The organism is Nonomuraea endophytica (assembly GCF_014203235.1).
Taxonomy (GTDB): domain Bacteria; phylum Actinomycetota; class Actinomycetes; order Streptosporangiales; family Streptosporangiaceae; genus Nonomuraea; species Nonomuraea endophytica.
The window spans coordinates 92,275-117,724 of record NZ_JACHIN010000012.1; the positions used below are offsets into that span (position 1 = coordinate 92,275).

Genomic DNA, 25,450 nt, shown 5'->3' on the forward strand with positions numbered 1-25,450 from the left:
ACGAAGAGACCTAGGGGAATCGATATGGGCCTGGACGACAAGGTTTCCAACAAGGCCGAGGAAGTCGGCGGCAAGGTCAAGGAGGGCCTCGGGCGCGCGACCGACGACAAGCGCCTTGAGGCCGAAGGGCGGGCCGACCAGAGCAAGAGCAAGCTCAAGCAGGCCGGCGAGAAGGTCAAGGACGCGGCCAAGAACGTCAAGGACGCGATCACCCCTGACTCGAAGGACCGGCGCTAGGAACACGAACCCGCAGAAGGCGGCATCCATCGAGGATGCCGCCTTCTGCCGTCTCAGCCGAGGCCGGTCAAGCGCCATCGGGTGGCGCTGAACCCGTTCTCCTTGCCGAACGCGAACACCCGCGCCGGCTCGACCGCGTAGACGTGCCGAGGGTCGGTGTCGGCCGGGTCGTAGAACTCGCCGTCTCTGACGACCGGATGCCACCACGGATACTTGGGCGGAAACAGCTCCGCGATCTGGCCCAGCCGGTCCGTGTCCCGGACCCGATGGGCGGTGCCTTCGAGGACCAGGTCGACCTCAGGACCGGGCACCGTGATCGCGCAGCCGTCGTTCCGCGTGAGGTTGCGGGCCTTGCGGGCCTGACTGAAGGTGACGAAACAGACCGTATCTTCGAGCCAGACAGCCAGCACCGGCACCACGTGCGGCCGCCCGTCCCGGTCGGTGGTGGCGAGCAGGTAGTCGCCCGCTCCGGCCACCCGCGTGCGTACGTCGGCCCAGCTGAGAGCTGTCAGCGGTGTGCCGTGAGGACTGGACAGTTGCTCGGGGACGGGCGTGTAGGTCGTCATACCCATGACGCTAGGCGGATCGGCTCATTACGAAAAGCGATGGTTTCCGATCGAGGCAATCGTAGTGAGCGATGCTCCTATCGGCTGCCGGCGATCTGGGTGACGAGGAGGTCGAGCCGCTCCGTCTGGCCGTCCGGGCGGATGCGGCCGCCGGCCGACAGGGCGGCCATGCCGTGCAACGCGCTCCAGGTGACCTCGGCGAACAGTTCGCGGCGCGGGTTGTCCGGGCGGAAGCAGTTCACGAACTCGTCGAAGCCTGCGCGCAGCGGGGGCGGAGTCTCGGCGTGCGCGAACTTCACGTCGGTCGGCAGGACGAACATGGCCTGGTAGAGGGCGGGATGCTCGGCCGCGAACTCCAGGTAGGCGCGGCAGACGGCATGCAGTGCCTGGGGCGGCTCGGGGGTGGCCGGCCGGGCGTCGCGCAGGCGGACCGCGAGTTCGCCGAAGCCCTCGATGGCGACGGCGCGCAGGATGGCGTCCTTCCCGTCGAAGTGGCTGTAGAGCACGGGCTGGCTGTACTCGACGCGCTCGGCCAGCCTTCGCGTGGTCACCGCCTCCCATCCTTCGGCCTCCGCCAGTTCGCGGGCGGCCGTGATGATCAGCTGATGGCGTTGGGCACGCTCGCGTTCGCGGCGATTGGTGATAGCGGACATGACATCAGCATAGCAACGCTAGAAATCGTGTCCACGATAGGTGTATCGTCGCTATCACTTCTAGCGCCGCTAGATTTTGAGAGAGGGACCACTCATGCTCAGCACCATCGCCACCGTGCTCGCCGGACTGATCGGCGCGGGCGTCATCTTCATGGGCGCCCACTTCTTCTGGGCGCCTCACTCCGCGGCCGGCTTCGGCATCCCCGGCACGCCGACCGAGGACCCCGGCTTCCGCGCCTGGCTGTCGGTCAAGGCGATGCGCGACATCGTCGCTGGAGTCCTCATCCTCATCGTGCTGGTCGGCGGGACCACCCACCTGCTGGGCTGGATCATGCTGGCCGCCGCCGTCATCCCCGTCGGCGACGCGGTGATCGTGCTGCGCAGCAAGGGGCCCAAGGCGACCGCCTACGGCGTCCACGCCGCCACCGCCGCGGTGATGCTGGTGATCGGCGCACTCCTGCTCATCGCGTGACCGGCTACGCGATGGATCCGAGCACCAGGGCAGCGATCACCGGGCTTCACCGCCGACCTCGCCAAGGACCTCGACCCGGACACTCTCGCCGTGGTACGCGCCATGGACGCCCTGCTCGCCCTCTCTATTACCGGGCGGTCTTCACCGACCAGACGCCCACTCCCGAATGGGCGCGCACCCTCGTGTCGCATCTGCCGGGAGTCATCACTTCTGGCGATTGAGTTGATCGGAAACAATCGCTTTTCGTGATGACTGTCCGGCCCCTAGCGTGGACGTCATGAGCACATTCGTATTGATTCACGGTGGCGGAGACGTCGGGTGGTCCTGGCACCTGGTGGAGGCCGAGCTGCGCGCCCGGGGCCACGACGTGCTGGCTCCCGACCTCCCGGGCGATGACGAGTCGAAGACCCTGACGGACTACGCCGACGCCGTGGTCGAGGCCGTCGGTGACAGGCGGGACCTGGTCGTCGTGGGCCACTCCTTCGGCGCGTTCACCGCCCCGCTGGTCGCCGACCGGCTGTCCGCCGACGTGCTGGTCCTGCTGGCCGGCATGATCCCGACACCGGGCGAGTCGCCGGACGAGTGGTGGGCCAATACCGGCTACCAGAACGCGGCTGAGGAGCAGGCCAAGCACGATGGCGGCCTGACCGGCAACGCGGACCCGTACGTGAGCTTCTACCACGATGTGCCGCGAGAGCTGGCGCGGGAGGCGATGAGCAAGGAGCGCGCGCACCCGTCGAGCGCCGCGTCAGCCGCTCCGTGGCCGCTGGCCGCATGGCCGGACGTGCCGACGAGGTTCGTGCTCTGCACCGAGGACCGCTTCTTCCCGCCGGACTTCATGCGCCGCCTGGCGGCCGACCGTCTGGGCATCGTCCCCGACGAGATCGCGGGCAGCCACTGCGTCGCGCTCGGCCGCCCCAAGCAGGTGGCGGACCTGCTGGTGGGCTACGCGACCTGAGCATCACAACTGGCCAGGTGGGGTTGTCCCTACTGTGGGTTGGCCTGCTGGCATGATCACCCAGACAAAGACGGACATATAGCTTCATAACGTCATAAAAACCCGACGAAGGGGCTTTGTTCGTGTCTGGCACCACCTCGTTCCGCCGTGTCGTCTCCCGCTCCGCCGTCGTCGTGCTGGCCGGAGCGGCCTGCCTCGCGGCCACCGCCGGGAGCGCCGGAGCGATCATCAACGGCTCCAAGCCCACCGAGTCCTACCCGTTCATGGCATCCATCTCGATCACCGCCCCACTCCTGGGCCTGAAGGACGGCAACTGCGGCGCGGCCCTGATCGACCCGCGGTGGGTCGTGACCGCCGCGCACTGCCTCGACATGGAGATCGGCTCGATCCCGGCGGGAACGGTGCGCGTCGGCAGCGACGAGCGCAAGTCCGGCGGGGTCGTCCGCAAGATCGCCCAGGCGTTCAAGCACCCCGGCTACGCCCAGAACACCCCGAACAAAAACGACATCGCGCTGGTACGCCTGGACCGGCCGGTCACCGTCCAACCCATCAAGATCGCAAACCAGGCGGGCAGGCCCGGCACCCCGACCCGGATCATGGGCTTCGGCATCACCAGGTTCAGCACCAACCCGGCCGAGTGGAAGATGCCCAACGGGCTCCGCCAGCTCGACACCCGCCGCGGCGCCGTCTCCGAGTGCGGCACCGGGTACGCCGACGCCACCCGCCTGTGCACGGTCAGCCGGAAGCCCCGGGCCATGGCCTGCAACGGCGACTCCGGCGGCCCGCAGATCCAGCGCGGCCGCGGCGGCCGCTGGGAGCTGATCGGCGTCACCTCCGGCCCCGGCGCCAAGAGTCCCTCCTGCGACCAGGGCCCCGGCCTCTACACCAACGTGCCCGCCTACACCGACTGGATCAACAAGACCATCCGCGCGGGAGGTTAGTCGAGGGCGGTGTGAAGTCGCCTGTCAGCCTGATCGCGGAAGTCCGCGGCGTGGTCGTGCGCCCACTGGGCGAAGGTCCGCGCCGATCGGCCGGTGACGGCCTCCGCGGTGGGCAGCGGGCCCAGATCCGCCGGGTCGAAGTCCGCGGCCTCCTCCGGGTCGGCGGGGTTTCCGGCGTAGTCGGTGAAGCCCAGCAGGAAGTCCGCGGCCTCCGCGGCGAACCCGCCCTGCGCGAGGTACACCTTCCTGGCCTCGACCGGGCTGAGCTCCTCGAAGCGGATCTCCTCGCCGATCGCCGCCGCGATCGCGCGTACCTGGTCGCGGAGGCTGATCAGCGACGGCCCGTTGACGTCGTAGACCCTGCCGACGTGGCCGTCTTCCAGCAGTGCCGCGAGTGCCACGTCGGCGATGTCCTGCTCGTGCACGGGGAACCAGCCCGAATCGGGATTGGCGTCCCGGACCACCCGCTCGGCCCGGATCGACGGACCCCACAAGGACAGCTTGTTCGCCGCGAACTCGCCCGGCCGTACGTGTGTCCACTCCAGGCCGGACTCCTCGACCGCCCGCTCCACGGGCAGGTGGAACGTCGTGTCGTAGCCGCCGGTCACCGCCCCTGAGGACAACACCACCACGCGCCGCACCCCCGCTCGCGCCGCCAGCGCGACCACTTCCCGTGCGGTGGAGGCCTCGGGGAAGAGGTACATCCGGTCGACGCCGGCCAGGGCCGGTCGCACCGTATCCGGTTGGGTGAGGTCGCCCGCCACGACTTCGACGCCGGCCGGCAGCTTGGCCCTGGCCGGGTTCCGTGTCAGGGCGCGCACCTCCACCCCGGCGTCTACCAGTCCCTTTGTCACAAGCCGTCCTACATTGCCGGTCGCGCCGGTCACCAGCACTCGCATGCTCAGAGCCCTCCTCGAATTTCCGTACTGCCTACGGTTAAACAATACCGTAACGTATACGGAAATTGGACGCGAGGAGATGTGATGGAACGCAGCGGCGGCGGCGATCCCGGCGCGACCCTGCGGTTGCTGTGGCGTGGCGCTGCCGTGGGGACCGATCGGCCCGCCCGGGGGCGGCCGCCGAAGATCAGCCTCGGGCAGATCGTCACCGCGGCGATCACCGTGGCCGACCGTGACCAGCTTGAGGCCACGACCATGGACAAGGTCGCCGGTGAGCTGGGCGTCGGCACGATGTCGCTGTACACGCACGTCCCCGGCAAGGCCGAGCTGATCGACCTCATGGTGGACGCCACGTGGTGTGAGCTGGCTCTGCCGTACGGCACGGACCCACGGCCGGACGGCTGGCGGGCACAGGTGGAGCTGTACGCGGGCCGGGCCTCGGCGCTGCACGAGCGTCATCCCTGGCTCCGGGAGATCTCGACCGTGCGTCCGCCGCTGGGCCCCGGCCTGCTGGCCCGGCAGGAGTACCTGCTGTCCGCGCTGTCGGGCACCGGCCTGGATCCCGCTGAGACGACGGCGGCGGCCGACGCGATCGTGACCTTCGTGGACGCCGCGGCCGGGGCGCGAGCCGAACACGCGTACGCCGAGCGGGTCAGCGGGCAGTCCGATCCCGACTGGTGGGCGGCTCGGCAGGCGTTCTGGACGGAGATCTTCGACGCCGGCCGGTATCCCTCCATCGCGCGCTCCTGGTCGGAGGGCGGTCTGAGCCGCAGCGCCGCCGAGGCTTCCGCGATGGCGTTCGACCTCGGCCTACGCAGCCTGCTGGACGGGATCGAAGCGCGGGTGACGCCTGTGTCCGGTTTCGCTTGAGTGAAGGCCGTGGGTGCTGTTAGCTTCGCACGGTGGACGACAGGCGTGCACGTGCGGAGGCGATCGAGGACTTCGCGGCGACCCTGCGGGAACTGCGCAACTCTGTCGGCAACCCACCTTTTCGGGAAATGTCCGGCCGGTCGGGGGCGATCTCCCACACGACGTTGCACGAAGCCGTCAAGGCAAACCGGCTCCCCAGCTGGGAGACCACCGTCGAGTTCGTCAAGGCGTGCGGCGGGGATCCGGCCGCGTACCGCGAAGAGTGGGAAAGAGCGAACCTGGCGGTCAGATCCGTGAGCGCCGTGGAGCTCCGCGCGGGCCTCGCCACCGAGCCGCAGGTGGAGGCCCGTGCGGGCCTCGCCACGGAGCCGCAGGAGCCTTGGCCCGCGGGCGACGTCGTGCCGCCGGTCTCCGTGCGGGGGAGCGGCGGGCGATTGCGCGCGGCGGTGATCGCGGGCGCGGGGGCCGTGGTGCTGGGGGCGGTGGTCGTCGTCGTGGTCGTGGTCAGTCGCGGCTCCACACCCGGCCCGAACCCCTCGGTCGATGGCGCGTCCGTGGCGCTGTCCTCGGCCGGTTGCCCGGTGGGGCGGAGTAATCCGCCGCCCGCTTCGCCGTTGTACAAGGGCGACGCGGCGGTGTTCGTCGCGGATGTCACGCTTCCCGACTGCATGCATGTCGGCGCCGGTGAGACCCTGACCAAGGTGTGGCGGCTCAAGAACGCCGGAAGCGTCCTGTGGAAGGGGTATTCGCTCCAGCGCCTCGACCCCGCGCAGCAGGCCGATCAATGCCGGACCGTGGCCGCTGTGCCGATCCAGGACACGCTGCCCGGTGAGATGGTCGAGATCCAGACCGTCATCACGACGCCGATGAAGCCGGGGCTCTGCTACGCGCGGTTCAAGATGGTGAACGCCGAGGGGAAGGTCGTGTTCCCCGGAAGCCGGCCGGTCACCTTCCAGATCATCGTCAACAAACGTTAGTTCCCCGCCGCGCGTGAGCACGGCGGGGAAACCGAGTTCAGGAGCCGATGGCGATCCCCGTGTAGTAGGCCCGGAGGATCCTGGCGTAGCTCCAGCCCGCTCTGGCCTTGTCGCGAGAGCCCTTCTGCGACATCCAGTCCCCGGTGACCCAGTTGCCGCACGCCGTAGTCGTCGAGCAGTACTGGGCCTTGAAGATCTTCCCGCCGCGGGTCAGCCGGGTGCCCCAGGTCGCGTCCACCGCGGCGCTGGTCGCCGGCTTCGCGGAGCCGGGCTTGTACACCTGGCTCGACGTGTGGTCGTAGACGTCGAAGCACTGGCCGCTCGGGGTCTTGCGGTTCGAGCGCATCGCCCAGTACCAGCCGAAGTTCTTCACGGCCAGCGCCCCGGCCTTGAGGGACTCCCCGGGCCAGCTCGACACCCACTCGTTCGGCAGGACGTTCTTGACGTACGTCTTGAAGTCCACCCGTTCCACGCGGTTAGCCGACTTCCGGTACACCAGGATCGTCGTGGGCAGCCTGGTGTCCGTGCCGTCGCTCTTGCACCCGGTCGGCGGCGCCGAGGTCAGGAAAAGGTGGGAGGCGTTCTGGTTTTTGAGGGTGGGGTTCAGGTTGCCTCTGGCGCCCGCGGCGAAGTCTTGGAACTTGCCGGTGTGGCCGGTGTTGAAGTAGACGCGGACGGTTTTGGCGCTGCGGTTCCAGACGGAGGCGGCGGAGTTCTTGATGCATTTGCCTTTGCCGGTGCCGGGTCCTTTGAAGTCGTAGCAGGAGGGCTGTTTGGTGGCGTAGTCGGTGACCGATCCGGTGAAGTCGGAGACCGATCCCTGGTTGTTGCTGTTGAAGTAGTAGCAGAACTCGCCGGTCTCGCAGACGCCGTTGCGGTTGGCTGCCGAGGCGGGTGTGGCGGTGGCGAGGACGGTTCCGCCGAGCGCCATCGCGGAGATCAGCCGTACGGTTCGGGTGAGCACAGGTGTCTTCCTCATCGGACGGTGTAGCCCTGGGAGTTCCAGAACGGGGTCGGGTTCGGGTTCTGCAGGTCCCAGTCCCTGACGCTCTTGGCCGCCCGCAGGTGGCGTCCGGGGCGCATCTCGACGTGGGTGTGCGCGGACGACTTCTTCGACACCCCGTGCCAGGACTCCGTGCCGAGGAGCTGGCCTCGCTTGACCTGCTGGCCCACGTGCAAGGAACGCAGTGGAGCGGTGTGCAGGTAGACCACCGTCTTGTTCAGTGAGGGCATGTAGATGGCGATGGTGGAAAGGCCTGAGCCGCCGGGCGCCCCGTCCACGACGTTGATGATCTGGCCTGACACCAGCGAACGGACGTTCGCGCCCAGGCCCCGGACGATGTCGATGCCCTCGTGCCGGCCGGGGGTGTTCCTGTAACCGTCGTAGCCGGTGGAGATCCGGCCGCTGGCCGCGTACAGGGAGAACGACATGATGGCGCGCGGCGTCGACGACGACGGGCCGAACAGGTGGGAGGCGTTCTGGTTTTTGAGGGTGGGGTTCAGGTTGCCTCTGGCGCCCGCGGCGAAGTCTTGGAACTTGCCGGTGTGGCCGGTGTTGAAGTAGACGCGGACGGTTTTGGCGCTGCGGTTCCAGACGGAGGCGGCGGAGTTCTTGATGCATTTGCCTTTGCCGGTGCCCGGGCCTTTGAAGTCGTAGCAGGAGGGCTGTTTGGTGGCGTAGTCGGTGACCGATCCGGTGAAGTCGGAGACCGATCCCTGGTTGTTGCTGTTGAAGTAGTAGCAGAACTCGCCGGTCTCGCAGACGCCGTTGCGGTTGGCTGCTGCTGCTGCGGGTGTGGCGGTGGCGAGGACGGTTCCGCCGAGCGCCATCGCGGCGGTCGCCGCGGTGAGCATCCTGGTGAGCGTTGACATCCTGTTTCTCCCTGTGTCCGTGGTGTCGGGGTGGCGTGGTTTCGGCGGAGTCAGCGGCGCTGGTACTCCTCCCAGGTGCGGATCGTCACCTTCGGCCCGTCGTCGGGACCACGGCCGGCGAGGCCGTTCAGGCCGAGGTAGTAGTCACCGACCTGGTGCTGGGCCTGGCCGGAGAGATCGGTGTCGCTGATCGCGACAGCGTGGATGTGCCACGGCCAGTCATCCTGCTGGGGATTGCGCACCCAGGCGGCGAAACCCACCAGGCGCAACCCGCGCACGACCGAGGTACGGGTGGCGGAGTTCATCCCCTCCACCGAGATGTCGACGACGCCACCGCCGTCGTGGGTGCCCGCGGACGTGGGGTCACCGCCCGGGTTGTACGAACCCTGATCCAGCTTGAGGTCACGCCCGAGCAGCCGCTCAGCCTCGGCGAGCATGTTCCGCGTACGGGTGTTGACGACGAAACCGCCGGTGGACACCCGGGGGCCGGGTGCGACGACGTCGGTGACCTTGAAGCGGCCGGCGCCGAGCTTGGTGAGCGACGACTTGCCCGGCATGCCGTTCGCGGCGAGACCGCTGAGGCCGAGCGACTTCTGGAAGCTGGCGTAGGCGGTGACGGTCGTGGTGCCGAAGTACCCGTCCACCCACTTCGGGTCGAGCAGGCTGCGGTCGCGCAGCGCCCGCTCGACGAGGAGCACACTGGCCTTGGCGCCCGGGGTCAGCGTGTTGTCAGGCCGCCGCGGGTCGATCTGGGCCGCCTTGACGGCGGCCTCCATCTTCAACGCCGGAAGAGCCTCGGCGTGTGCCGCCGGCATCCCGGGCGCTCCGGTCAGGGGAGCGAGCAGGAAGGCCGCCGTGAGGCCGGCGGCGGCGGAGGACAACTTCATCGATACTCCCGGTCAGCGATGGGGGCGATTCTCGGTGCGGCGAGAATCAAGCTCCCGGATCGCTGGCGTGTCCGGTAGGAGATCGGTGTTGTCAGCCTGTACGGCCGGCCTGCCCGTACGGCCTGTCTGACAGGTGATCCGTGATTACTGCTCTTCGGTCTCGGCGTCCTCCAGCGCGTAGCCGCAAGCCTTGACCTCGCCGGTCTCGGGATCGGAGAAGTCGGGATCGAACTCGATCATGCCGAGCGTGGTGCCCTCGACGGAGCGGCGGAAGGTCTCCTGCTTGCCGCAGTCATAGAGGACGTACGCGCCCTCCTTCTCGCCCAGGAGCAGGAACCTCTCCTCCGGGCTGTCCTTGTGCAGCGGCTTGCCGTCGCCGTCGCCCACGGTGGCCCACTGGTTCTGGAAGCCGACGGTCTGCAGCAGGGCGTTGCCGTTGCCGTTGTCGGCGATGTCGACGGCGCCCTGGACCATCTGGGCGACCAGCATCAGGCCCAGCCCGATGCCGAGCAACGCGCCGGTGAGCACCTTCATGCCGGCCCGGCCGGTGTTTCGCCGCCGCATCAGGCGGAACGGCACCAGCAGTCCGAAGATCGCGACGAGTGCGACGGCCACCAGGAGGGTGCCGCCGGACAGTTCCCACAGCGTGCCGAAGTAGGCCCAGTAGGCGACGATCGAGATGAGGGCGCCGGCCGTGGCCGCGATCCACGGTTGCTCGCGGAGCTTGTGCAGGAGGCGGCCGACCGATCTGCGGGTGGCGAGGTTGAGCAGCCAGCCCAGCCCGACGAGCAGCCCCACTCCGGGCAGGGCCACCAGGAAGAGCTCGATCAGGGTGCCGATGAGCCGGCCGAAGATCGTCGCCTGGTCCAGCCCGGCCTGCTCGGGGGTGATGCCGAAGACCTTGTAGACCTGGGCCAGCCCCAGATACAGCATGGCGTACATGCCCACGGCGATCGGCACGGCGACCGACCCGATCTTCTCGAAGATCTCGAGCACGTTGCCCTTGGCTGATTCCTGCTCCGGTTCGGGGGCGGGCTGTTCAGGTGGAAGAGGCTGATAAGTCATGACAGCAGAGAGTGGATGGTGCGCGTCGACACCTGGTTGACAGGAGATGACCGCCGGTCGCGGATGGCCCGGTTGGGGGCGGGCGCGGTGCGTACGCCTGCCTGCCGGGCCACGACCGTCAGGCCGGTCTGATGTTGTGGTTGACGCGGAACAGGTTGAGGGGGTCGTGGACCCGCTTGAGCCGTGTCAGCCGCTTGTAATCAGCCGGTGTGTAGGCCGCGCGGACCTGTTCGGGGCCGAGGTCGGCGCTGCTCATGAAGTTGGCCGCCATGCCGCCGGTGAGGTGCGGCTTGAGGCCGTCCATCAGCCCCTGTTGCAGCTTGCGCACCGATGCGGCCGCCGAGGCGGGCGCCGGGTTCGCGATGAAGAGCAGGCCCGCGGCGTCCCGGTGTCCCACGGCGTTGGGCACCGCGGCCGGACGGGCGAAGGCGCCGCCGAGCTGCCTGAGCTCGATCACCCCGAACGGGAGCTTGACGCTCGGGCCCGCCAGAGCCAGCAGCCGCTCCACGACGGCGGCGTCCAGGGTTCGGAGCAGCCCGGTGCGCTCGTAGACGGGCAGCGGCGCCACGGGCGGATCATTGGAGATCGTCCCAATTTTCTCGTACGGCAGCGTGCCCATGGTGTTGAGCTCCGGCCCGGCGGCCAGCATCGGCGCCAGCAGCCGCCTGGCCTCGTGGTCCCGGCCGAGGTATGCGGCGGTCAGCCGTACCGCCACCCGCTCTTGAAGGGGTGGGGGCACGGACGGCGACTTCGGCAGGCGCATGAACGCCAGCGTGGTCGTCATCTCCTCGGGCAGCCGGGCCGCCCAGGCGGGGTAGGCGCGGGCCACCCGCTGGGCCGCGTCTCCGAAGAAGAAGAGCGCGCCGCCGTAGACGGTCGCCAGCCTGACCAGGTCGATCTCCAGCTCGGTGACCACCCCGAAGTTGCTCTTGCCCCCTCGGACCGCCCAGAACAGGTCCGCGTGCCTCTTCGGCGACAGGCGGAGCGGGCGGCCGTCCGGTGTGATCAGGTCGATGGCCCGCACGTGGTCGGCGGCGTAGCCGTACTTGCGGCCGAGGGGGCCGAGACCGCCGCCCAGCGTGTAGCCGACCGCGCCCACGTCGAGCGAGGAGCCGTTGATCGTCGCCAGGCCGTGGGCCGCGGCGGCCTGGACGAGCGTCCGCATCCTGGCTCCGGCGGAGACCTTGGCGATGCGTTTGGCCGGGTCTATCCGCACCGAGCTCAGCAGCCGGGTGTTGATCAGGATCCCGCCGTCGGCGGCGGCGCTGATGCCGTGCCCGGTGGCCTGCACGGCGACGGGCAGCCCGAGAAGGGCGGCCACGCGGACGGCGCCGCGGACGTCGCCGGCGTCGGCGGGCACCACGACCGCCTTGGGCGCGTGCCGGACGACCGGGTTGTATCCGGCGTGTTCCGCCGCGAAGCCGGGGTCGCGGGGGAACAGCACGGTGCCCTTCACCGCTGACCCGAGCCTGGCCGCGAGGCGGTCGCCGGGGTCGCGAGGCGCCACCGCGCTCCCCGCGGCGAGCGCGGCGCCCGCGCCCTTGATGATGGTTCGTCTGCTCAACATGGTTCCCCCGATCAGGCGGCGCAGGCGGAGTTCAGCTTCGACACGGTCGCGGTGGCCTGGTCGGTGTGCTCGTCCGCCTCTTCCGGCGTGCTGATCTGCGACAGCTCCTCGTAGAGGGAGACGACCGCGGCCTGGGCGTCCTTGGCCTTCGCGTCGACGTCGAGTCCCTTGATCTTCTCTGCGCTGTCGCTGTAGAGCTGCTTCATCGCCTCAAGGTCCCCGGCCCTCTTCTGGAGCTCGGTCACCGTGGACCCCATGACGGCCTGCATCTCCTTGCAGCCCTTGGTGTCGGCCACGGCGGCGGTCTCGCTGCCCGAGCCGCCCGAGCCGCAGGCCGCCGTACCCAGGGTGAGGAGGGTGAGGGCGGAGACGCTCAGGGCGAGTTTGTACCAGGACATGTTCTTTCCTCCGTGCTGTCGCAATAGGTCACGACAGCCTCCACGGAGGCCATAGACAGCCGATGACCAGCCGATGAACCGCGGTCAGGAGATCCCGAGCCGGTGGCGGACGGCGCGTCCTTCGGCCATGTCGTAGGGGCCGAGGATCGCGTCGGCCTCCTTCCAGCAGCGCAGGGCTCGTTCCGGGTCACCGAGGTCGGACCACGCCTGGCCGAGGCGGTTCAGGATCCTACCGGTGAGCAAGGGGTCGTTCATCGACTGGTAGAGCGGCAGCGCCTCCTCGCCGACCTTCACCGCCTCTTCCGGACGGCCCAGCGCGCGGTAGGCGTCCATGAGGCGATGCGACGCCCACGCCGCCCTGAGCGGCAGCCCGCCCTCGCGGTAGGCCTGAACGCTCTTGAGCAGGCTGTCGACGGCCTCCTCCATGTCGCCGGAACGGAACGCCGCCGCCGCGGCGCCCAGGTGGTTGACCCCGATGCCCTGGGTGTCGCCGATCGCGTGCGCCAGCCGGAGCCCCCGCGTCACGTGCGCCCTGGCCTCGCCGACGAAACCGGCGTCGCCCAGCGCCATGGCGAGCAGGCCGTGCGCGCTGGCCGCCAGCCGGGGGCTGTCCTGCGCCTCCGCGACGGCCAGCGCCGCCGACAGCAGGCTGATCGCCTCGTCGACGCCGCGCACCCGAAGCGCCCCCAGGCCCAGCGCGTGCAGGACGGCGCCGAGGATGAGCCGGTCGCAACCTCGCCGAACAGTCATCAAGCAGTCTGCCCCCACCGATTGACAGCACATTGACGGAGCCGCCGGTCATCCATCTAGCTCCCGGAGACCGGCCGTCCATCGTTCATCAAGATCGGGTCTGCAGGATCCAAGGGTTACTTCGACCTGGAGACTCTTGATGAAGTGGAATCAGCTCACGATGGGCGCCGGCGTCCTGCTCGTCGCCACCATGCTGTCCGCCTGTGGCAGCACGGACGTACCGGCGGTGGCCAAGGAGAGCGCCGCCCCCGAAACGACCGCCCCCGCACCCGCACCAAAGGGAAAGTTCATCGCCGAGTACGGCAAGGCGGACACCGAAGTCGCCATCGAGGGACTGGAGCGGCTGAAGCCCGGCAAAGTGCTCGAAGGCTTCGCCACCACCCTCAACGGGATGCTCAAACTGCCGCACGACGTCACCCTGGCCGGTGAGCAGTGCGACCAGGTGAACGCCTACTACAGCCCGGACGAGAAGAAGATCACGATGTGCTACGAGCTCGTGGCCGACGGCTTCTCCCGGTACCGCGACAAGGCCGAGACCGATGAGGAGAACGACCAGCACGGCCAGGCCAACCTCATCGACACGCTCTTCCACGAGCTCGGCCACGCCGTGATCGACATCTACGACCTGCCCGCTCTCGGCAAGGAGGACGACGCGGCCGACCAGTTGTCCGCGTTCATCATGTCCCAGGGCGACGGCGACGACTCCGCGAGCATCCAGACGATCAACTACTACTTCGCGTCGGCCGGCGACCAGGACCGGGCCGCGCTGCCGTTCTATGACGAGCACTCGATGGACGAGCAGCGGGCGTACAACTACATGTGCTGGATCTACGGCTCCGATCCCAAGGGCTACGCCGACTGGGTCGGCGAGGACGGGTTGCCGGAGGAGCGTGCCGCGAGATGTCCGGGCGAGTACGAGAAGCTCTCCAACTCCTGGTCGAAGCTGCTGGAGCCGCACATCAAGGACTGAGGGCGAACTGCGGGACACCGGCCCGCACGCCTTCGATGACGGCCTGCCGTACGACGGGCTGGTTGAACCGCAGCGGCGACTCGTCGCCGAGGATTCCCATGCCGACCAGTGCCGACAGGGCGGCGGCCGCCTGGCTGTCCGGCAGACCCGCGAGGTCGGCCACGGCATGGAACTCGGCCGCGTGGTCGAGCGTCGCGACCGCCCTGGCCAGCGCGGCGGCCCCGGGACCGGCGTGGCGCAGCTGGCCGGCCACCCACCGCTCGATGGAGGTGGACCGCTTGCCCGCACCCCGCGCCTTCATGTGCTCGGTGAGCAGAAGCGTGTTGCCGCCCGTCTCCCGCAGGCACGCGGCGATGAACGCGGGCTCCGGTTCCGCGCCGAGCAACTCCGCGGCCAGGGCCGCGGCCGCCTCGCCGGGCAGGCCGCCCAGGGGCACGAGGCCGAAGAGCGCGCAGAGCGACTCGAGCAGCTGGTCGTCGCCGGACGGCACGCCGGTCGCCCTGGTCGCGGTGACCAGGAGAGGAACGTGCTCGACGCGCCTGGCCAGGTAGGCCAGCCAGCGCAACGAGCCGGGGTCGCACCACTGCAGGTCGTCGATGGCGATCAGCAGCGGCACCCGCTCCGCGAGCCGTACGGCCAGCCGGTAGAGCGCGTGCAGCGCGTCGGGACCACCCGACGACGGCCGGTTGTGCCAGACGATGTCGGCCGCGGGTTCGAGCGTCCCGCTGAGCAGGTGCCGCCGCTCCTGCGCGGGCAGGCAGTACAGGATCGGCTCGAAGATCTGCCGGGCCACGCCGTACTCGTACTCGCGTTCCAGCGGGTGCCCTTGCGCCCACGCGGTCTGGAATCCGCGCATGTCGGCCAGTGCCTCCACCCCCCGCAGCAGCTGCGTCTTGCCGGCGCCCGGCACGCCGTCGAAGAGCAGGCTGCCGCCGGTGCCGGACTCGGCGGCAGCCATGGCCGCTCCGGCGGTCGCGAGCTGGTCGTCGCGGCCGAGGCAGCGCAGCCGGACGATCGGCTTCCTGATCGCCACCGGCGCCGGCGGCAGGTCGAGCTCGGAGGTCTGCGAGAGGATGTCCGCCTCAAGCTTGCGCAGCTCGGGCCCGGGATCGACGCCCAGCTCCCCGGCCAGATAACGACGTGCCTCGCTCAGCACGGCAAGGGCGTCACCCTGCCTGGACGAGCGATACAGGCCCAGTGCGAGCAGCCGCCAGCCCTCCTCACGGATGGGCTGGGCGCGCGCGTGCGCTTCCAGCTCGGGTACGGCCTCGGCGTGTCGGCCCAGGGCGAGCAGGGTGTCGAGCCGGTGTTCCGTGGCCCCGAGCCGGAGTTCCTGCAGCCTGGCCACCTCTCCCCGCGCCCACAGGGTGTGCGCGAACTCGGCGTAGGCCGGCCCCCTCCACAGCTCGGACGCCTCGTCGATCAGGGCGAGCGCGGTACGCGGATCGGCGGCCACCCTCGCCTGCCGTAGCAACTCCTCGAACCTGGCCGAGTCGAGCGCCGCCTCGTCCACCCGGAGCACGTAGCCGCGCGGCTCGGTGATCAGCACGGACGGGCGGCCAGGCTCCTGAGCGGGCGGCTCGACCACGCGACGCAGCCGGCAGATGAACGTACGCAGCGAGGACAGCGCCTGCGGCGGCGGGCAGCCCTCCCAAAGGTCGTCTATGAGCTGGTCGACGGGGTTGACCCTCCCGGGCGACAGCAGCAGCCGGGCGAGAACCGCCCTGTTGCGCGGCGTCCCCACATCGAGGCGATCATCTCCCCGCCACACCTCAACAGTTCCGAGCACGCCGAAACGCATCGGCCTCATCGCTGACCCCCCAACGGTTCTGATCTGGTCGGAGGCCATGGTGGGGGAGGCCGGTAGACGTTTCGTAGACGAAGTGTCGACGACCTCAGGACGGTGGGTCCTCGGCGGCGGGCATCGTGAAGAAGCGCAGGAAGACCGGCCGCGCCCCGGGTGAGGCGTCCTCCGGCGCGCGCCCGAACCTGGACAGCAGCGCCATGTACGCCTCGAAGAACTCGTCGAGCTCCTCCGCGTTCAGGTGAGTGAGCCCGCGGGAGGCCCTCGCCCACTCCCCGTACCGCTGATGGTCACGGAAGAAACGGCGGGCGAGTTCCAGCTCCTCCTCGACCTTGAACTCGGTGATGTCGTCCAGGAGCTGCCGCGACTCCTCGTCCAGCTCGCTCGCCGAGGGCCAGCGCAGGTCGCGGCTGATCTGCCGCCACCAGCGTTCCCTGCCGGTCGACCGCTCGGGGATCTCCTCGATGAACCCGTTGTGCTCCAGCTGGCGCAGGTGATAGCTGAGCGTCCCGGTGTTCTCGCCGAGCGCCCGGCTGAGCGTGGTGGACGTGGCGGGGCCGTGGATGCCGAGATGCTGCAGGATCCGCTGTCGCAGCGGATGGCCGAGCGCCTTGAGCGCACCTGGGTCGCTGAGCTGCCGGATCGGCGGTCTGTTCGCCACGCCGAGAGCCTACAGCCTCTCGCGTCCACATTGCAGAATTTTCGCTGCAGCATTTCTTCTGCAATACTCCACGGCAACCTGACACAGGAGTGAACGAGGATGACAACAGCAGCCGCGGACCAGCCCGCGCCGGGAAGCCGGCGCTCACTCGCTGCCGGACTCATGGCCCTGTGCGTGCTCCTCCTGATCGCCGTGGGCGCGATCTGGGACACCACCCCGACCGAGGTGAGCCCCGCCGACGCCCCCGGCCGGGAGTTCAGCGCCCAGCGGGCCTTCGCCCAGATCGAGCGCTTCGCCGTAAAACCCCATCCAGTCGGTACGGCGGAGCACGCCCGCGTCCGCGACTACCTGGTGGGCGAGTTAAGGCGGCTGGGCCTGCGGCCCGAGGTGCACGAGGCGGTGGGCGTCTCACCGATCGACGAGCAGGGCGACCCCGTCACCGCCGGGCGCGTCTTCAACATCGTCGCCGTGATCCCCGGGACCGCCCCCACCGGCCGCGTCCTGGTCACCGCCCACTACGACTCGGTCCCCGAGGGACCGGGCGCCAACGACGACGGAGCCGGTACGGCGGCCGCCGTCGAAACGGCCAGGGCGCTGACAGCGGACGGCACCCGGCTGCGCAACGACGTGGTGTTCCTCATCACCGACGCCGAGGAGGCCGGGCTCCTGGGCTCGGAGGCGTTCGTCAAGGACCACCCGCTCGCGCGCGGCCGGAACGTGGTGCTCAACAACGAGGCGCGCGGCGCCAAGGGGCCGGTGCTGATGTTCCGGAGCACGGAGTCGAACTCCGGCCTGATCTCCACGTTCGGCTCGGCGGCGCCCATGCCCGTGGCCGACTCCGTGTACGCCGAGCTGATGAAGCTGCTCAACAACGACACCGACTTCACCGCCTTCAAACCCGGCGGGATGGCCGTGCTCGACTCCGCCTACGCCAACGGCGGCACCCTGTACCACAGCGTTCTCGACGACCCCGCGCACGTCGATCTCGCGGCGCTGCAGCAGATGGGCGACAACACGCTGGCGCTCGTACGTTCGTTCGGCGGCGCCGACCTGGCGCGGCTGAGCACCGGGGGCGACCTGGTCTACTTCAACGTCCCGCCCGGCCTGCTGGTCCGCTATCCGACCTGGGCGGCTTCGCTGCTGGGCGGGGTCGCGCTGCTCGCCGTACTGGCGCTGATCTTCCTGGCCCGCCGCCGGGGCGCCGTCACGGGGCGGCGCACGCTCCTCGCCACCGCGCTCGCCCTGGTCCCGATCGGCGCCGGGGCCGCCGTCGGCGCCTTCTTCTGGGACCTGCTCAAGGTTCTCCGACCCGGACTCAGCGGCACCGCCACCACGACGCCGTACCGGCCTGAGCTGTTCTGGCTCGCCGTGCTGATGCTCGCGGTGACGATCCTGGTCACCTGGTACGCGCTGCTGCGCCGCCGCGTCGGCCCCGCCGAACTGGCGCTGGGCGTGCTGACCTGGGCGGGCCTGATCGCTCTCGGCCTCGGCATCGTCGCGCCCGGCGCGTCGCACCTCGCCGCCTGGCCCGCCCTGGGCGCCGCGCTGGGCGGGCTGGCCGCGCTCCGCTGCCCGCCGCGGTGGCGCGTCCCCGTCCTCACCGCCGCTCTCGTGCCGGGCGCCCTGATCCTACTGCCCAGCGCGTGGAACACGCTGCCGATGGGCCTGCGGTACGCGGGCTACGCGCCCATACCGCTGACGATCCTCTTCGGCGGCCTCCTGCTACCGGTGATCGAGACGCTCTGGCCGCGGCGGCGTACCCCGCTGATCCCGCTGACCGCGCTGGTCGTCTCACTCGCCCTGGTGGCGACGGGCCTGCTGGCCGAGCCGATCGACAAGCGGCACCCGCGACGGACCAGCCTGGCGTACGGCCTCGACGCGGACACCGGCAAGGCCGTCTGGCTGACCTCGAACAAGCCCGACCCATGGGCTCGCCGGTACGGCGGCGCCCCCGCGACCGGCCACCCCCTGGCGGAGCTGTGGGGCGGCGGCGCCGACCTCCTCAGCCCCGCGCGGACCGCCCCGCTTCCGGCGCCCACGCTGCGGGTGCTCGAGGACACCACCCGGCAGGGCCTGCGAACCCTGCGCGTCCGGCTCCACTCCGCGCGCGGAGCGACCATGGTCGGCCTGCGCGTGGCCGGGGACACCACGACCGTGACCTCGCTGACCGTCGAGGGCCGTTCCCTGACACCCGATCCGGTGGGGTTCGTCTTCGACGCCGCCGGGCCCGGGGGCGTGGAGGCGTCGCTGACGGTCAAGGCTCCGGCCGGCAAGATCCGGCTCCTGGTCACCGACGTCAGCCGGAATCCCGGTGAGCTGTCGGCACTTCCCGGCTTCATCCCCCCACCGGACTGGCTGTTCCTGGGCGACACCAAGATCTCCGTCACCAGGTCGTACACCGTCTGACCTCACCACGACCCGGCGCCGTGCGGATCCGTCACGCGCGGATGCCGCTCCCCGCCGGGGCGGCGGTCGTGGCCGTGGGACGCATGCGGAAGGCGTCTCCGGCAGCAGCCTGGTGATGGCGACGATCGAGAGCACGGGTATCGCGGCCGCGCCGGCTCCCATCACGACCCGGCCGAGCACGAGCACGAGGAGATCCGGGGCGAGGGCGCAGATCAGGCTGCCGGCGGCGTACATGAGCAGGGCGAAGACGAACAGCCGCCGCAGGCTGACCCGGTCGGAGACGCGGCCGTAGAAGGGGATGCCGATCGAGAACATCAGCAGGAAGCCGGTGACAACCCACGCGAGCTCCGCCTCTGCTCGGTCAGCGAGTGGGCAACGCGAGTTCGCGCTCGATGTCCAGCGTCCGCTGGACCAGGTGGGCGATGGTGGTGCGGCCGAGCCTTTCCTCCATGGCCCGCTCCGCGTCCTGGAACTCCACTTCGAGCAACGCCTGGATGTTGCGCCCCACCTCGCACTGGGAGCTGGGCTCGTGGGGGTGCCGGGACAGGATCGGCCCCGCCTCGACGGCGCGGTAGGCGTCGTACAGCGTGATCTCGCGGGCCGGGCGGGCGAGGGACCAGCCGCCGCCGCGCCCCTCGGTGGCCCACACCAGCCCGGCGTCCCGCAGGCTGCCGAGGATGCGGCGCACGAGAACCGGGTTGCTGGCCAGGCTGTCCGCGATCTCCGCGGAGGTCAGCGTGCGCTCGCCCCAGCGCGCCAACATCGTGAGCGCGTGAATCGCGACCGCGCTCCTGCTGCTGAGACCCACCGCCACCCCTTCGCGTCCGTCCGAACTGTAATGACAGTAGTTGCAGTTAAGGGTGATCGTCAATCCCCGGAGACGTGTCAGCGGGGGTGTCAGGGCGGTGACGGCCCGGTATCAGAGCGGTCGGCGAAGGTTGGGGACATGAACAGGCCGGGTCCCACCGGCCACCGACTCCAAGGAGCACACCATCATGAGCGTCACCTTCTCCGACCAGGACCAGTTCACCCTCCGTCTCGCCGCGTGGGGCGCCGTCTCGCTGATGTCCGCCGCCGGCATCGCGGACTCGGCCCACAGGGTCGGCACCCACGGCTCCCTCGCGCTGACCTCGGCGACCGGCCCGGTCGGCCACGTGCTCGCCAAGGCGCCCAAGGGCGTGAAGTACGGCAAGACCGTCGCCGAACTCGCCGACCAGGTGCTTCCCGCCCTGACCGCCGCCATGGCCCTGCTGAAGGAGCAGGCCCCGGCCGAGGCCGACAACTTCCGCGGCACCGTCCTCGTCGCCATCGACGCGGCCGCCAGTAGCGGGAAGAGCGAGCCCAGCCCCACGCTGGTCGAGATGGCCCGCAAGATCACCGAAGCCCTTGACGCCGCCTGATCGGATGTCAGGGAACCCGCAGCTCCGGCCGGTCCTGTCCGGCGGCGGCCGTCTACTCGGCCGCCGCCGTGACCGCCACCGGCCGGCCGACGACTGAGGCGACGACTGAGCCGACGACGCAGGCGACCACGACTGAGGCGACCACGACTGAGGCGACCACGACTGAGGCGACCACGACTGAGGTGACATTGACGGCATGCCAGGACGACGACTGACCCAGCAGGACCGCCAGCGCATCGCGGCCGGGCTCACCGACGGACTCTCCTACCGCGAGATCGCCAGGCGGCTCGACCGGCCGACCTCGACGATCACCCGGGAGATCGCCCGCAACGGCGGCCACAACGACTACCGCCCCCAGCAGGCGCACCAGGCGTCGATCCAGCGCGCCCGCCGCGGCACACCGGCACTCCCGCACGCGGCCACGTCACCGATCAGCACGATGGAGCAGGAGACCATCGAGATGGCGGTCAGGGCCGGGATGCCGAGGACGGCCGCGCACGTGCACCACGACCTGCTGGTGTCCGAGGACGGCAGGCGCACCGCCGCCGAGTTGGCCCGCAGGCTGAAGGTCAGTCCCGCGTCGATATCCGTGGCCGTGAACTTCCTGGTCCAGCAGGGCCTCGTCCGCCGCGAGCGCGACCCTCGGCGGCGCCGCGACATCTACGTCATCGACGACGACGTCTGGTATCACGCGATCATGATCAGCGAGCGGCGGACACTGGAGACGGCCCAGGCCGTGAAGGCGGCGGCCGAGACCTACGGGCTCGACACCCCTGTGGGGCGGCGCCTGGCCAAGACGGCGGTGTATCTGGAACACGTCAGCCTGGACATCATGGAGTCGGCCGCCCGCTGGCGCACCCTCCTGGCCTGACGGCGCGTCCGCCTATCGCAGCGTCAGCTGGCGGGTGATCGACGGGTCGGTGATGGCCCGGTCGTCGGAGAGCAGGAACGCCTTGGACAGGATGACCGAGAGCATCCCGCCCTCTTCCTCGAACGGCAGGAAGACCGACGCGTCGTGGTGGCCGGGCCCCGGGACGATGCACAGGTACGCGTCGTCGGGTTCCATCAGGATGTTGCCCGAGCCCAGATGGATTCGGTAAGTGCGCAGGTCACCGCATACACGCAGGAAGCGTTCGCCCACCTCCAGCCGGTCGGCGATCTTCAGCCGGGGGACCAGGCGCAGCAGCGCGTCCCGCCGCGTCCTGGCGCTCTCGCTCAGCTCTCCGAAGCCGAAGTCGTGCCAGTATTCCTCGTGCCCGCCGATCGCCTCCTGGTCGAGCCCGACGGAGGCGACGCCCACGGCCAGATCGGCGTCGCGCAGGATCTCCGACAGCACCAGCGGCGGCACCTCCGCCAGCGACACCGGCACGTCATCATGAAATATCCGGATCTGCTCGCTGGCGCAGTACGACGCGGTGTCCCACCCGTCCTCGTCCGGATCGCCTACGACATACATGCCCCACCGCGCCACGAACCCGGACAGCTCCTTGGCCGCCTCCCCTTGGTCGCCGCCGCACTCGTAGTCCCAGTGGCCGATGGCGAGACCCGTCCAGCCGCGCTGGTTGAGCAGCGCCTTGGCCTGGCCGTAGCGCAGGACGTGCCCGGCGAACCGGCCGGAGTAGGTGCCCGTCAGCTCCTCCGCCGGCGTCAGCAGATAAACCTCACGAAACGCCTGCTTGTACGGCTGCCGCACCCCGCCGTCAAGCAGATGGTCGCGCCAGCCCCGCACCTCGTCGGCCGACTCCCTGATCGGATGCCAGAGCTGGATCGGGCTGTCATCCGAAGGCCGGACGACCCGCCCGGCCGGATCGGTCAGCGCCCACCCGCCGCCGGTCCGCACCGGAAGCCCCGAGGCTCCCTGCGGGATCTGCCAGATCAGCGAACGTGCGTACGCCCCGGTGACCGGGTGGTCGAGGAAGAACTCGCAGACCTGATCCCAGCGCCACCTGCGCTCGTCGGTCAGGGCGCGCTCCAGCCGGAAACGTTCGGCGGGCAGCACCTGCTTGAGCTCCTTCAGGCTCGCCTTGAGCGCGGCCAGCTCTGGCGTCTTCCTGACGGCCTGTGGCGCCGCCTTGACCGGCTTGCCCGCGGCGTTGAAGAACTGCAGCCCGGGGCCGTCGACGCTCAGCCGTACCAGGAAATCTCCGATCTTGTCCTCCCGCACCCCGTCGGGCCCGAGCCCGAACGTCGGGACGGTGCGGTCGAGGAGTTGCTCGGTGCTCAGCCCCGCCTGCTCGGCCACGGCGTCGAGCGTGCGCGCGACGTTGGCCAGCACGGACTTCTTGCGCACCTTCGTCTGGAGCCTGGCCAGGGCGGGGACGGTGTCCAGCCCGCCGCGGCGGGCCAGGACGTTGACGGCGGCGTTGGCCAGCATCTCGCTGCGGCAGTTGGCGCCGGTGCCGCCGAGGCCGACGCCGCAGGTCAGCGCCAGGTCGCCGAGAACCTGCGTGATCCACGGCTCGTCGATCAGCTCGCAGGTCCACACCATGCCGCGCACCGGAACGGACGTGAACTGGTGCAGGAAGGTCACCCCGTAGCTGTTGTCGGCCCGCCCCTCCCGATGGGTGGCCACCAGGGCGAGGATCTCCCTGACCAGCGCCCCGACCTGCGGAGTCAGGAGAGCACGCGCGGTCGTCAGCCATCGCGCGCTGACCTTGGACGACCGGGCGGTGGCCCAGTGGCGCAGCAGCGGCAGGACGGCCGGGTCGGCCAGGCGCTCGCCGAACTCCTCGGCCAGCGCGACGGCGATCGGATCACAGTCCCAGATGAGGTTGCGCACGATTCCGGCCGGCCCGTGCTCGGCCGGTTCGGTGAGCACCTCCTCGAGCTCCTCGTGCAGAACCTCCCACACCGGCCGGTGATAGCGCCGGAACCACTCGACGGCCCACACCAGGAGGTCGCGCCGCTCGGAGTAGCCGAGCGTGCGGATCGCGGCCAGCGGGATCCGGTAGAGCTCCCGGTAGTTGGTGTGCCCCCAGGTCATCAGCCCGTTCGCGACGTCCCAGAGTAAGTGCACGTCCTGCGCGGTCCAGGGCGTCTCGCTCTCGGCGACCTCCTTTGCCGTGCGCAATACGTCGGCGGGGTAATCGTGCCCGCCGTCGTACCCGAGGCCGAGCCGTAGCTGAGCCCACATCCCGAACACGGCCTGCTCACCCGCGCGCGGCTGCTCGCCCGCGTCGAGACGGGCCAAATTCGCCCGCACGGCCTCATCGACGTTGCGGAACAGGGACGCGTACGCCGGCGGGAAGTGATCCAGGACGCCCATGTCAGCCCCCCACCAGCGTGACGAGCTTGATGAACGACACCACCGGATCGACCCGCAGGTCGATCGTCTCGGCCAGATCCTCGATCTGCCGGTCGCCGACCAGGAGCAGGAACCCGTTGCGCCCGAAGGCCCGCTCGGCGATGTCGGCCTGCCGCTCCCAGTCGACGCGGCGCGTAGTGTCGGCGGGACGGACCAGGCCGTCGAACCGGGCGGAAGGGGCCGCGTTGTGGCGGGCCACCTCCTCACGCACGCGCAGCCGGACGAGCTCGCGGGCGGTGATGATCTCCGGCAGGTCGGGCAGCGCGAACTCGGCTAACGCCTTGCCGGTCGCGGTCTCATCGCGAAAGGTGACGGTGGGCATGTGTCAGAGGTACCACCGCCCACCGACAAGATCGGTGAGCCAGCCAAAGCACGAGGGCGGCATATCCACAGATGACCGCCAACCCCGCCCAGGGGGGAAGCGGGTGGTACCCGCCGAGCAGCGACCGGTCCACATCCAGGTGCGCGAACGTGGGGACGCTCTGCGTGATCGCGAACCCGGCCGCCGGAGTGACCATCAGCAGCCACGGCACCAGCCCCGCGCTCGCCAGCAGATACGGCACCGCCACCAGCGCGACGGCCAGCCCGACGGCGACGACGGCCCGCTTGACCAGCGCGGCGAGGCCAAGCGCCAGCACCGCGGCGGCGGCGGTCAGCGCCGCGTAGCCGGCGATCACCCGGAGCTCGGTGGCCGGGGTGATCGGCTGGATCGGGTTCTGGTTGGCCCGCATCAGCGCCAGCCCGCCGGACACCACGACACCCGAGGTCACCAGCCCGGTCACGAACGCCACCGCGCCCACCACCACGGCCCCGGCCCCCAGAGTGCCCGGCCCGCGCCGGTGATCCGCGGTGAAGAACGTGACCGCCACCACCATCACCAGGACCAGCCCGGCGACCCCGCCCAGCAGGGTGAGATCGGCGCGCAGGCCGCCCGTCATGACCGCGGGCCCGATGTCGCCGCCCCCGCTCACGACGACCTTGCCGCCCGACTCGACGGCCTGCCCCGGGTGGTGCGGTGTGCCGTCGGGCCTCAGGGCGAGGCCGACGTCGTCGTGACGCCAGGAACCGTTCGCGCCCCGCAGGGCGATCTGGTCGAAGGTGGCGGTGGCCTGGGCGAAGCGGGCGGTCATGTCCGTCAACGCGCTGGGTGAGGCGGCGAAGAGCCCGAACTCGACCGTCTGCGGCAGTCCGGCGAGCGTGACCGTGCTGACCTCGGTCCACGTCCTGCCGTCGGCCGACTCGTGGCCGGTGATGGTGTCGCCCGCCCTGGTCAGCCGCAGCCACCGCGGGCCGTCGACGGGACCGCCGGCCACGTCGTGGGTGTAGTTGTGCTGCATCCGCACGCCGTGACTGCCGGTGATCATGACCGCGGCGTACGGCGTGCCCTGCGTGAGGCTCGGCCGGAGGAGCAGCCCGGCCTTCGCCCATGGCACCACCACGCCTTCCTTGACGTTGCGCACCCCCGGCACGGCGTCCGGCAGCCGGATCTGGCCGGTCATGTCCGATACGCGGGCGGTGATGCTGCCGTCTCCCTTGAGTGGCTGGTGGACGAAGTAGTACTTGTCCGCGACCGCCGTACCGTCTGGTCCCAGCAGTGGCGCGGGGCAGGGGCCTTCGCCCTTGGCGGTCACGCAGCCCGTGCGGGCGCTTCCGGTGATCAGCAGTCCGAGCGACACGGTGACCAGCACCGAGGCCACCATGCCGAGCACCCAGCCGCGCCCGGTCCTGAACCTGGTCCACTCCGCGCTCAGCGTCGTTCTGTCCATGGCGCCGTTTGTACGCCGAAGGTGATG

Annotated in this window: 27 protein-coding genes and 1 pseudogene; 10 read left to right on the top strand and 18 right to left on the bottom strand. The window is 70.1% G+C overall.

The annotated features are described in order from the left end of the window. Positions 1-24: 24 nt before the first annotated feature. Positions 25-237 carry a CsbD family protein gene (locus HNR40_RS36845; protein ID WP_184969788.1) on the top strand — a complete coding sequence of 71 codons (213 nt, stop codon included), beginning with the start codon at positions 25-27 and terminating at the stop codon, positions 235-237. A gap of 53 nt (positions 238-290) precedes the next feature. Here HNR40_RS36845 and HNR40_RS36850 read toward each other — a convergent pair whose 3' ends face one another. Together HNR40_RS36850 and HNR40_RS36855 are read right to left on the bottom strand one after the other, a co-directional pair. Then, on the bottom strand, positions 291-803 hold the full coding sequence (locus tag HNR40_RS36850; RefSeq protein ID WP_184969790.1) for a pyridoxamine 5'-phosphate oxidase family protein: 513 nt from the start codon (positions 801-803) through the stop codon (positions 291-293). Between the two features lie 77 nt (positions 804-880). Then, positions 881-1,456, bottom strand: coding sequence for a TetR/AcrR family transcriptional regulator (locus HNR40_RS36855; protein WP_184969792.1), 576 nt, complete (start codon positions 1,454-1,456; stop codon positions 881-883). Positions 1,457-1,550: 94 nt separating this feature from the next. Here HNR40_RS36855 and HNR40_RS36860 point away from each other — a divergent pair, with 94 nt between their 5' ends. The 3 genes from HNR40_RS36860 to HNR40_RS36870 all read left to right on the top strand — a co-directional run bounded on the left by HNR40_RS36860 (position 1,551) and on the right by HNR40_RS36870 (position 3,827). Beyond that, positions 1,551-1,928 (top strand): DUF4267 domain-containing protein, encoded by a 378-nt coding sequence (locus HNR40_RS36860; protein ID WP_184969794.1) that lies wholly within the window; start codon positions 1,551-1,553, stop codon positions 1,926-1,928. Positions 1,929-2,205: 277 nt separating this feature from the next. Continuing rightward, positions 2,206-2,886, top strand: coding sequence for an alpha/beta fold hydrolase (locus tag HNR40_RS36865; protein WP_184969796.1), 681 nt, complete (start codon positions 2,206-2,208; stop codon positions 2,884-2,886). Between the two features lie 122 nt (positions 2,887-3,008). After that, positions 3,009-3,827, top strand: coding sequence for a S1 family peptidase (locus HNR40_RS36870; protein ID WP_184969798.1), 819 nt, complete (start codon positions 3,009-3,011; stop codon positions 3,825-3,827). On the opposite strand, the gene HNR40_RS36875 is transcribed toward HNR40_RS36870, so the two are convergent. Next, positions 3,824-4,726: an SDR family oxidoreductase gene (locus HNR40_RS36875; RefSeq protein ID WP_184969800.1), complete on the bottom strand. Its 903-nt coding sequence runs from the start codon at positions 4,724-4,726 to the stop codon at positions 3,824-3,826. The genes HNR40_RS36870 and HNR40_RS36875 overlap by 4 nt on opposite strands. An 84-nt stretch (positions 4,727-4,810) precedes the next feature. Here HNR40_RS36875 and HNR40_RS36880 point away from each other — a divergent pair, with 84 nt between their 5' ends. Together HNR40_RS36880 and HNR40_RS56710 are read left to right on the top strand one after the other, a co-directional pair. Continuing rightward, complete coding sequence (locus tag HNR40_RS36880) at positions 4,811-5,596, top strand: TetR/AcrR family transcriptional regulator C-terminal domain-containing protein (RefSeq protein ID WP_184969802.1); 786 nt, start codon at positions 4,811-4,813, stop codon at positions 5,594-5,596. Between the two features lie 32 nt (positions 5,597-5,628). Continuing rightward, positions 5,629-6,573, top strand: coding sequence for an NBR1-Ig-like domain-containing protein (locus tag HNR40_RS56710; RefSeq protein ID WP_184969804.1), 945 nt, complete (start codon positions 5,629-5,631; stop codon positions 6,571-6,573). Positions 6,574-6,610: 37 nt separating this feature from the next. Here the strand turns inward: HNR40_RS56710 and HNR40_RS36890 are convergent, their stop codons facing one another. The 7 genes from HNR40_RS36890 to HNR40_RS36920 all read right to left on the bottom strand — a co-directional run bounded on the left by HNR40_RS36890 (position 6,611) and on the right by HNR40_RS36920 (position 13,112). Beyond that, on the bottom strand, positions 6,611-7,537 hold the full coding sequence (locus HNR40_RS36890) for a SpoIID/LytB domain-containing protein (protein WP_221341299.1): 927 nt from the start codon (positions 7,535-7,537) through the stop codon (positions 6,611-6,613). Between the two features lie 11 nt (positions 7,538-7,548). After that, the gene (locus tag HNR40_RS36895; protein ID WP_184969808.1) at positions 7,549-8,445 is read right to left on the bottom strand and encodes a peptidase inhibitor family I36 protein; all 897 of its coding nucleotides are present in this window, start codon (positions 8,443-8,445) and stop codon (positions 7,549-7,551) included. A 50-nt stretch (positions 8,446-8,495) separates the two neighbouring features. Then, a complete protein-coding gene (locus tag HNR40_RS36900) occupies positions 8,496-9,332 on the bottom strand; it encodes a peptidoglycan-binding domain-containing protein (protein WP_184969810.1) in 837 nt (278 codons plus the stop codon). 144 nt (positions 9,333-9,476) lie between these two features. After that, the gene (locus HNR40_RS36905; RefSeq protein WP_184969812.1) at positions 9,477-10,397 is read right to left on the bottom strand and encodes a hypothetical protein; all 921 of its coding nucleotides are present in this window, start codon (positions 10,395-10,397) and stop codon (positions 9,477-9,479) included. Positions 10,398-10,515: 118 nt separating this feature from the next. Beyond that, positions 10,516-11,964: an FAD-binding oxidoreductase gene (locus HNR40_RS36910; protein WP_184969814.1), complete on the bottom strand. Its 1,449-nt coding sequence runs from the start codon at positions 11,962-11,964 to the stop codon at positions 10,516-10,518. Between the two features lie 11 nt (positions 11,965-11,975). Further along, the gene (locus HNR40_RS36915; protein ID WP_184969816.1) at positions 11,976-12,362 is read right to left on the bottom strand and encodes a hypothetical protein; all 387 of its coding nucleotides are present in this window, start codon (positions 12,360-12,362) and stop codon (positions 11,976-11,978) included. Positions 12,363-12,446: 84 nt separating this feature from the next. Further along, positions 12,447-13,112 carry a tetratricopeptide repeat protein gene (locus HNR40_RS36920; protein ID WP_184969818.1) on the bottom strand — a complete coding sequence of 222 codons (666 nt, stop codon included), beginning with the start codon at positions 13,110-13,112 and terminating at the stop codon, positions 12,447-12,449. Positions 13,113-13,251: 139 nt separating this feature from the next. Between HNR40_RS36920 and HNR40_RS36925 the strand changes: the two genes are divergently transcribed. After that, the gene (locus tag HNR40_RS36925) at positions 13,252-14,082 is read left to right on the top strand and encodes a DUF4344 domain-containing metallopeptidase (RefSeq protein ID WP_184969820.1); all 831 of its coding nucleotides are present in this window, start codon (positions 13,252-13,254) and stop codon (positions 14,080-14,082) included. On the opposite strand, the gene HNR40_RS36930 is transcribed toward HNR40_RS36925, so the two are convergent. Both HNR40_RS36930 and HNR40_RS36935 read right to left on the bottom strand, forming a co-directional pair. After that, positions 14,072-15,892 carry an ATP-binding protein gene (locus HNR40_RS36930; protein ID WP_184969822.1) on the bottom strand — a complete coding sequence of 607 codons (1,821 nt, stop codon included), beginning with the start codon at positions 15,890-15,892 and terminating at the stop codon, positions 14,072-14,074. The two genes, HNR40_RS36925 and HNR40_RS36930, sit on opposite strands and share 11 nt — an antisense overlap. Positions 15,893-15,977: 85 nt before the next feature. Further along, entirely contained in the window at positions 15,978-16,547 is a 570-nt protein-coding gene (locus HNR40_RS36935) for a helix-turn-helix domain-containing protein (RefSeq protein ID WP_184969824.1), read from the bottom strand. A 99-nt stretch (positions 16,548-16,646) separates the two neighbouring features. Here HNR40_RS36935 and HNR40_RS36940 point away from each other — a divergent pair, with 99 nt between their 5' ends. Beyond that, on the top strand, positions 16,647-18,953 hold the full coding sequence (locus tag HNR40_RS36940) for a M20/M25/M40 family metallo-hydrolase (RefSeq protein ID WP_184969826.1): 2,307 nt from the start codon (positions 16,647-16,649) through the stop codon (positions 18,951-18,953). Between the two features lie 108 nt (positions 18,954-19,061). Here the strand turns inward: HNR40_RS36940 and HNR40_RS57965 are convergent. Continuing rightward, positions 19,062-19,298 (bottom strand): annotated as a pseudogene (locus tag HNR40_RS57965) (MFS transporter); the annotation flags it as partial. A 16-nt stretch (positions 19,299-19,314) separates the two neighbouring features. Continuing rightward, a complete protein-coding gene (locus HNR40_RS36950) occupies positions 19,315-19,761 on the bottom strand; it encodes an Rrf2 family transcriptional regulator (RefSeq protein WP_184969828.1) in 447 nt (148 codons plus the stop codon). Between the two features lie 187 nt (positions 19,762-19,948). On the opposite strand from HNR40_RS36950, the gene HNR40_RS36955 reads away from it, so the two are divergent. Further along, positions 19,949-20,353: a hypothetical protein gene (locus tag HNR40_RS36955; RefSeq protein ID WP_184969830.1), complete on the top strand. Its 405-nt coding sequence runs from the start codon at positions 19,949-19,951 to the stop codon at positions 20,351-20,353. Between the two features lie 52 nt (positions 20,354-20,405). On the opposite strand, the gene HNR40_RS56715 is transcribed toward HNR40_RS36955, so the two are convergent. Then, positions 20,406-20,528: a hypothetical protein gene (locus HNR40_RS56715; protein ID WP_281395684.1), complete on the bottom strand. Its 123-nt coding sequence runs from the start codon at positions 20,526-20,528 to the stop codon at positions 20,406-20,408. Positions 20,529-20,549: 21 nt separating this feature from the next. Here HNR40_RS56715 and HNR40_RS36960 point away from each other — a divergent pair, with 21 nt between their 5' ends. After that, the gene (locus tag HNR40_RS36960; RefSeq protein ID WP_184969832.1) at positions 20,550-21,224 is read left to right on the top strand and encodes a GbsR/MarR family transcriptional regulator; all 675 of its coding nucleotides are present in this window, start codon (positions 20,550-20,552) and stop codon (positions 21,222-21,224) included. Between the two features lie 12 nt (positions 21,225-21,236). Here the strand turns inward: HNR40_RS36960 and HNR40_RS36965 are convergent, their stop codons facing one another. The 3 genes from HNR40_RS36965 to HNR40_RS36975 are packed head-to-tail and all read right to left on the bottom strand — an operon-like array spanning position 21,237 to position 25,423. After that, on the bottom strand, positions 21,237-23,618 hold the full coding sequence (locus HNR40_RS36965) for a DUF4132 domain-containing protein (RefSeq protein WP_184969834.1): 2,382 nt from the start codon (positions 23,616-23,618) through the stop codon (positions 21,237-21,239). 1 nt (position 23,619) lies between these two features. Beyond that, the gene (locus HNR40_RS36970) at positions 23,620-23,979 is read right to left on the bottom strand and encodes a hypothetical protein (protein WP_184969836.1); all 360 of its coding nucleotides are present in this window, start codon (positions 23,977-23,979) and stop codon (positions 23,620-23,622) included. Further along, entirely contained in the window at positions 23,954-25,423 is a 1,470-nt protein-coding gene (locus HNR40_RS36975) for a DUF1349 domain-containing protein (protein WP_221341300.1), read from the bottom strand. Before HNR40_RS36975 ends, HNR40_RS36970 begins: the two co-directional genes overlap by 26 nt. Positions 25,424-25,450: the final 27 nt, after the last annotated feature.

Bases quoted from the DNA above. Each gene is read 5' to 3' on its own strand.
- HNR40_RS36865 (WP_184969796.1), top strand. From the start codon at position 2,206: ATGAGCACATTCGTATTGATTCACGGTGGCGGAGACGTCGGGTGGTCC.
- HNR40_RS36940 (WP_184969826.1), top strand. From the start codon at position 16,647: ATGACAACAGCAGCCGCGGACCAGCCCGCGCCGGGAAGCCGGCGCTCA.
- HNR40_RS36900 (WP_184969810.1), bottom strand. From the start codon at position 9,332: ATGAAGTTGTCCTCCGCCGCCGCCGGCCTCACGGCGGCCTTCCTGCTC.
- HNR40_RS36875 (WP_184969800.1), bottom strand. From the start codon at position 4,726: ATGCGAGTGCTGGTGACCGGCGCGACCGGCAATGTAGGACGGCTTGTG.
- HNR40_RS36855 (WP_184969792.1), bottom strand. From the start codon at position 1,456: ATGTCCGCTATCACCAATCGCCGCGAACGCGAGCGTGCCCAACGCCAT.
- HNR40_RS36965 (WP_184969834.1), bottom strand. From the start codon at position 23,618: ATGGGCGTCCTGGATCACTTCCCGCCGGCGTACGCGTCCCTGTTCCGC.
- HNR40_RS36860 (WP_184969794.1), top strand. From the start codon at position 1,551: ATGCTCAGCACCATCGCCACCGTGCTCGCCGGACTGATCGGCGCGGGC.
- HNR40_RS36845 (WP_184969788.1), top strand. From the start codon at position 25: ATGGGCCTGGACGACAAGGTTTCCAACAAGGCCGAGGAAGTCGGCGGC.
- HNR40_RS36955 (WP_184969830.1), top strand. From the start codon at position 19,949: ATGAGCGTCACCTTCTCCGACCAGGACCAGTTCACCCTCCGTCTCGCC.
- HNR40_RS36975 (WP_221341300.1), bottom strand. From the start codon at position 25,423: ATGGACAGAACGACGCTGAGCGCGGAGTGGACCAGGTTCAGGACCGGG.
- HNR40_RS36850 (WP_184969790.1), bottom strand. From the start codon at position 803: ATGACGACCTACACGCCCGTCCCCGAGCAACTGTCCAGTCCTCACGGC.
- HNR40_RS36895 (WP_184969808.1), bottom strand. From the start codon at position 8,445: ATGTCAACGCTCACCAGGATGCTCACCGCGGCGACCGCCGCGATGGCG.
- HNR40_RS36970 (WP_184969836.1), bottom strand. From the start codon at position 23,979: ATGCCCACCGTCACCTTTCGCGATGAGACCGCGACCGGCAAGGCGTTA.
- HNR40_RS36930 (WP_184969822.1), bottom strand. From the start codon at position 15,892: ATGAGGCCGATGCGTTTCGGCGTGCTCGGAACTGTTGAGGTGTGGCGG.
- HNR40_RS36920 (WP_184969818.1), bottom strand. From the start codon at position 13,112: ATGACTGTTCGGCGAGGTTGCGACCGGCTCATCCTCGGCGCCGTCCTG.
- HNR40_RS36905 (WP_184969812.1), bottom strand. From the start codon at position 10,397: ATGACTTATCAGCCTCTTCCACCTGAACAGCCCGCCCCCGAACCGGAG.
- HNR40_RS36910 (WP_184969814.1), bottom strand. From the start codon at position 11,964: ATGTTGAGCAGACGAACCATCATCAAGGGCGCGGGCGCCGCGCTCGCC.
- HNR40_RS36880 (WP_184969802.1), top strand. From the start codon at position 4,811: ATGGAACGCAGCGGCGGCGGCGATCCCGGCGCGACCCTGCGGTTGCTG.
- HNR40_RS36960 (WP_184969832.1), top strand. From the start codon at position 20,550: ATGCCAGGACGACGACTGACCCAGCAGGACCGCCAGCGCATCGCGGCC.
- HNR40_RS36915 (WP_184969816.1), bottom strand. From the start codon at position 12,362: ATGTCCTGGTACAAACTCGCCCTGAGCGTCTCCGCCCTCACCCTCCTC.
- HNR40_RS36925 (WP_184969820.1), top strand. From the start codon at position 13,252: ATGAAGTGGAATCAGCTCACGATGGGCGCCGGCGTCCTGCTCGTCGCC.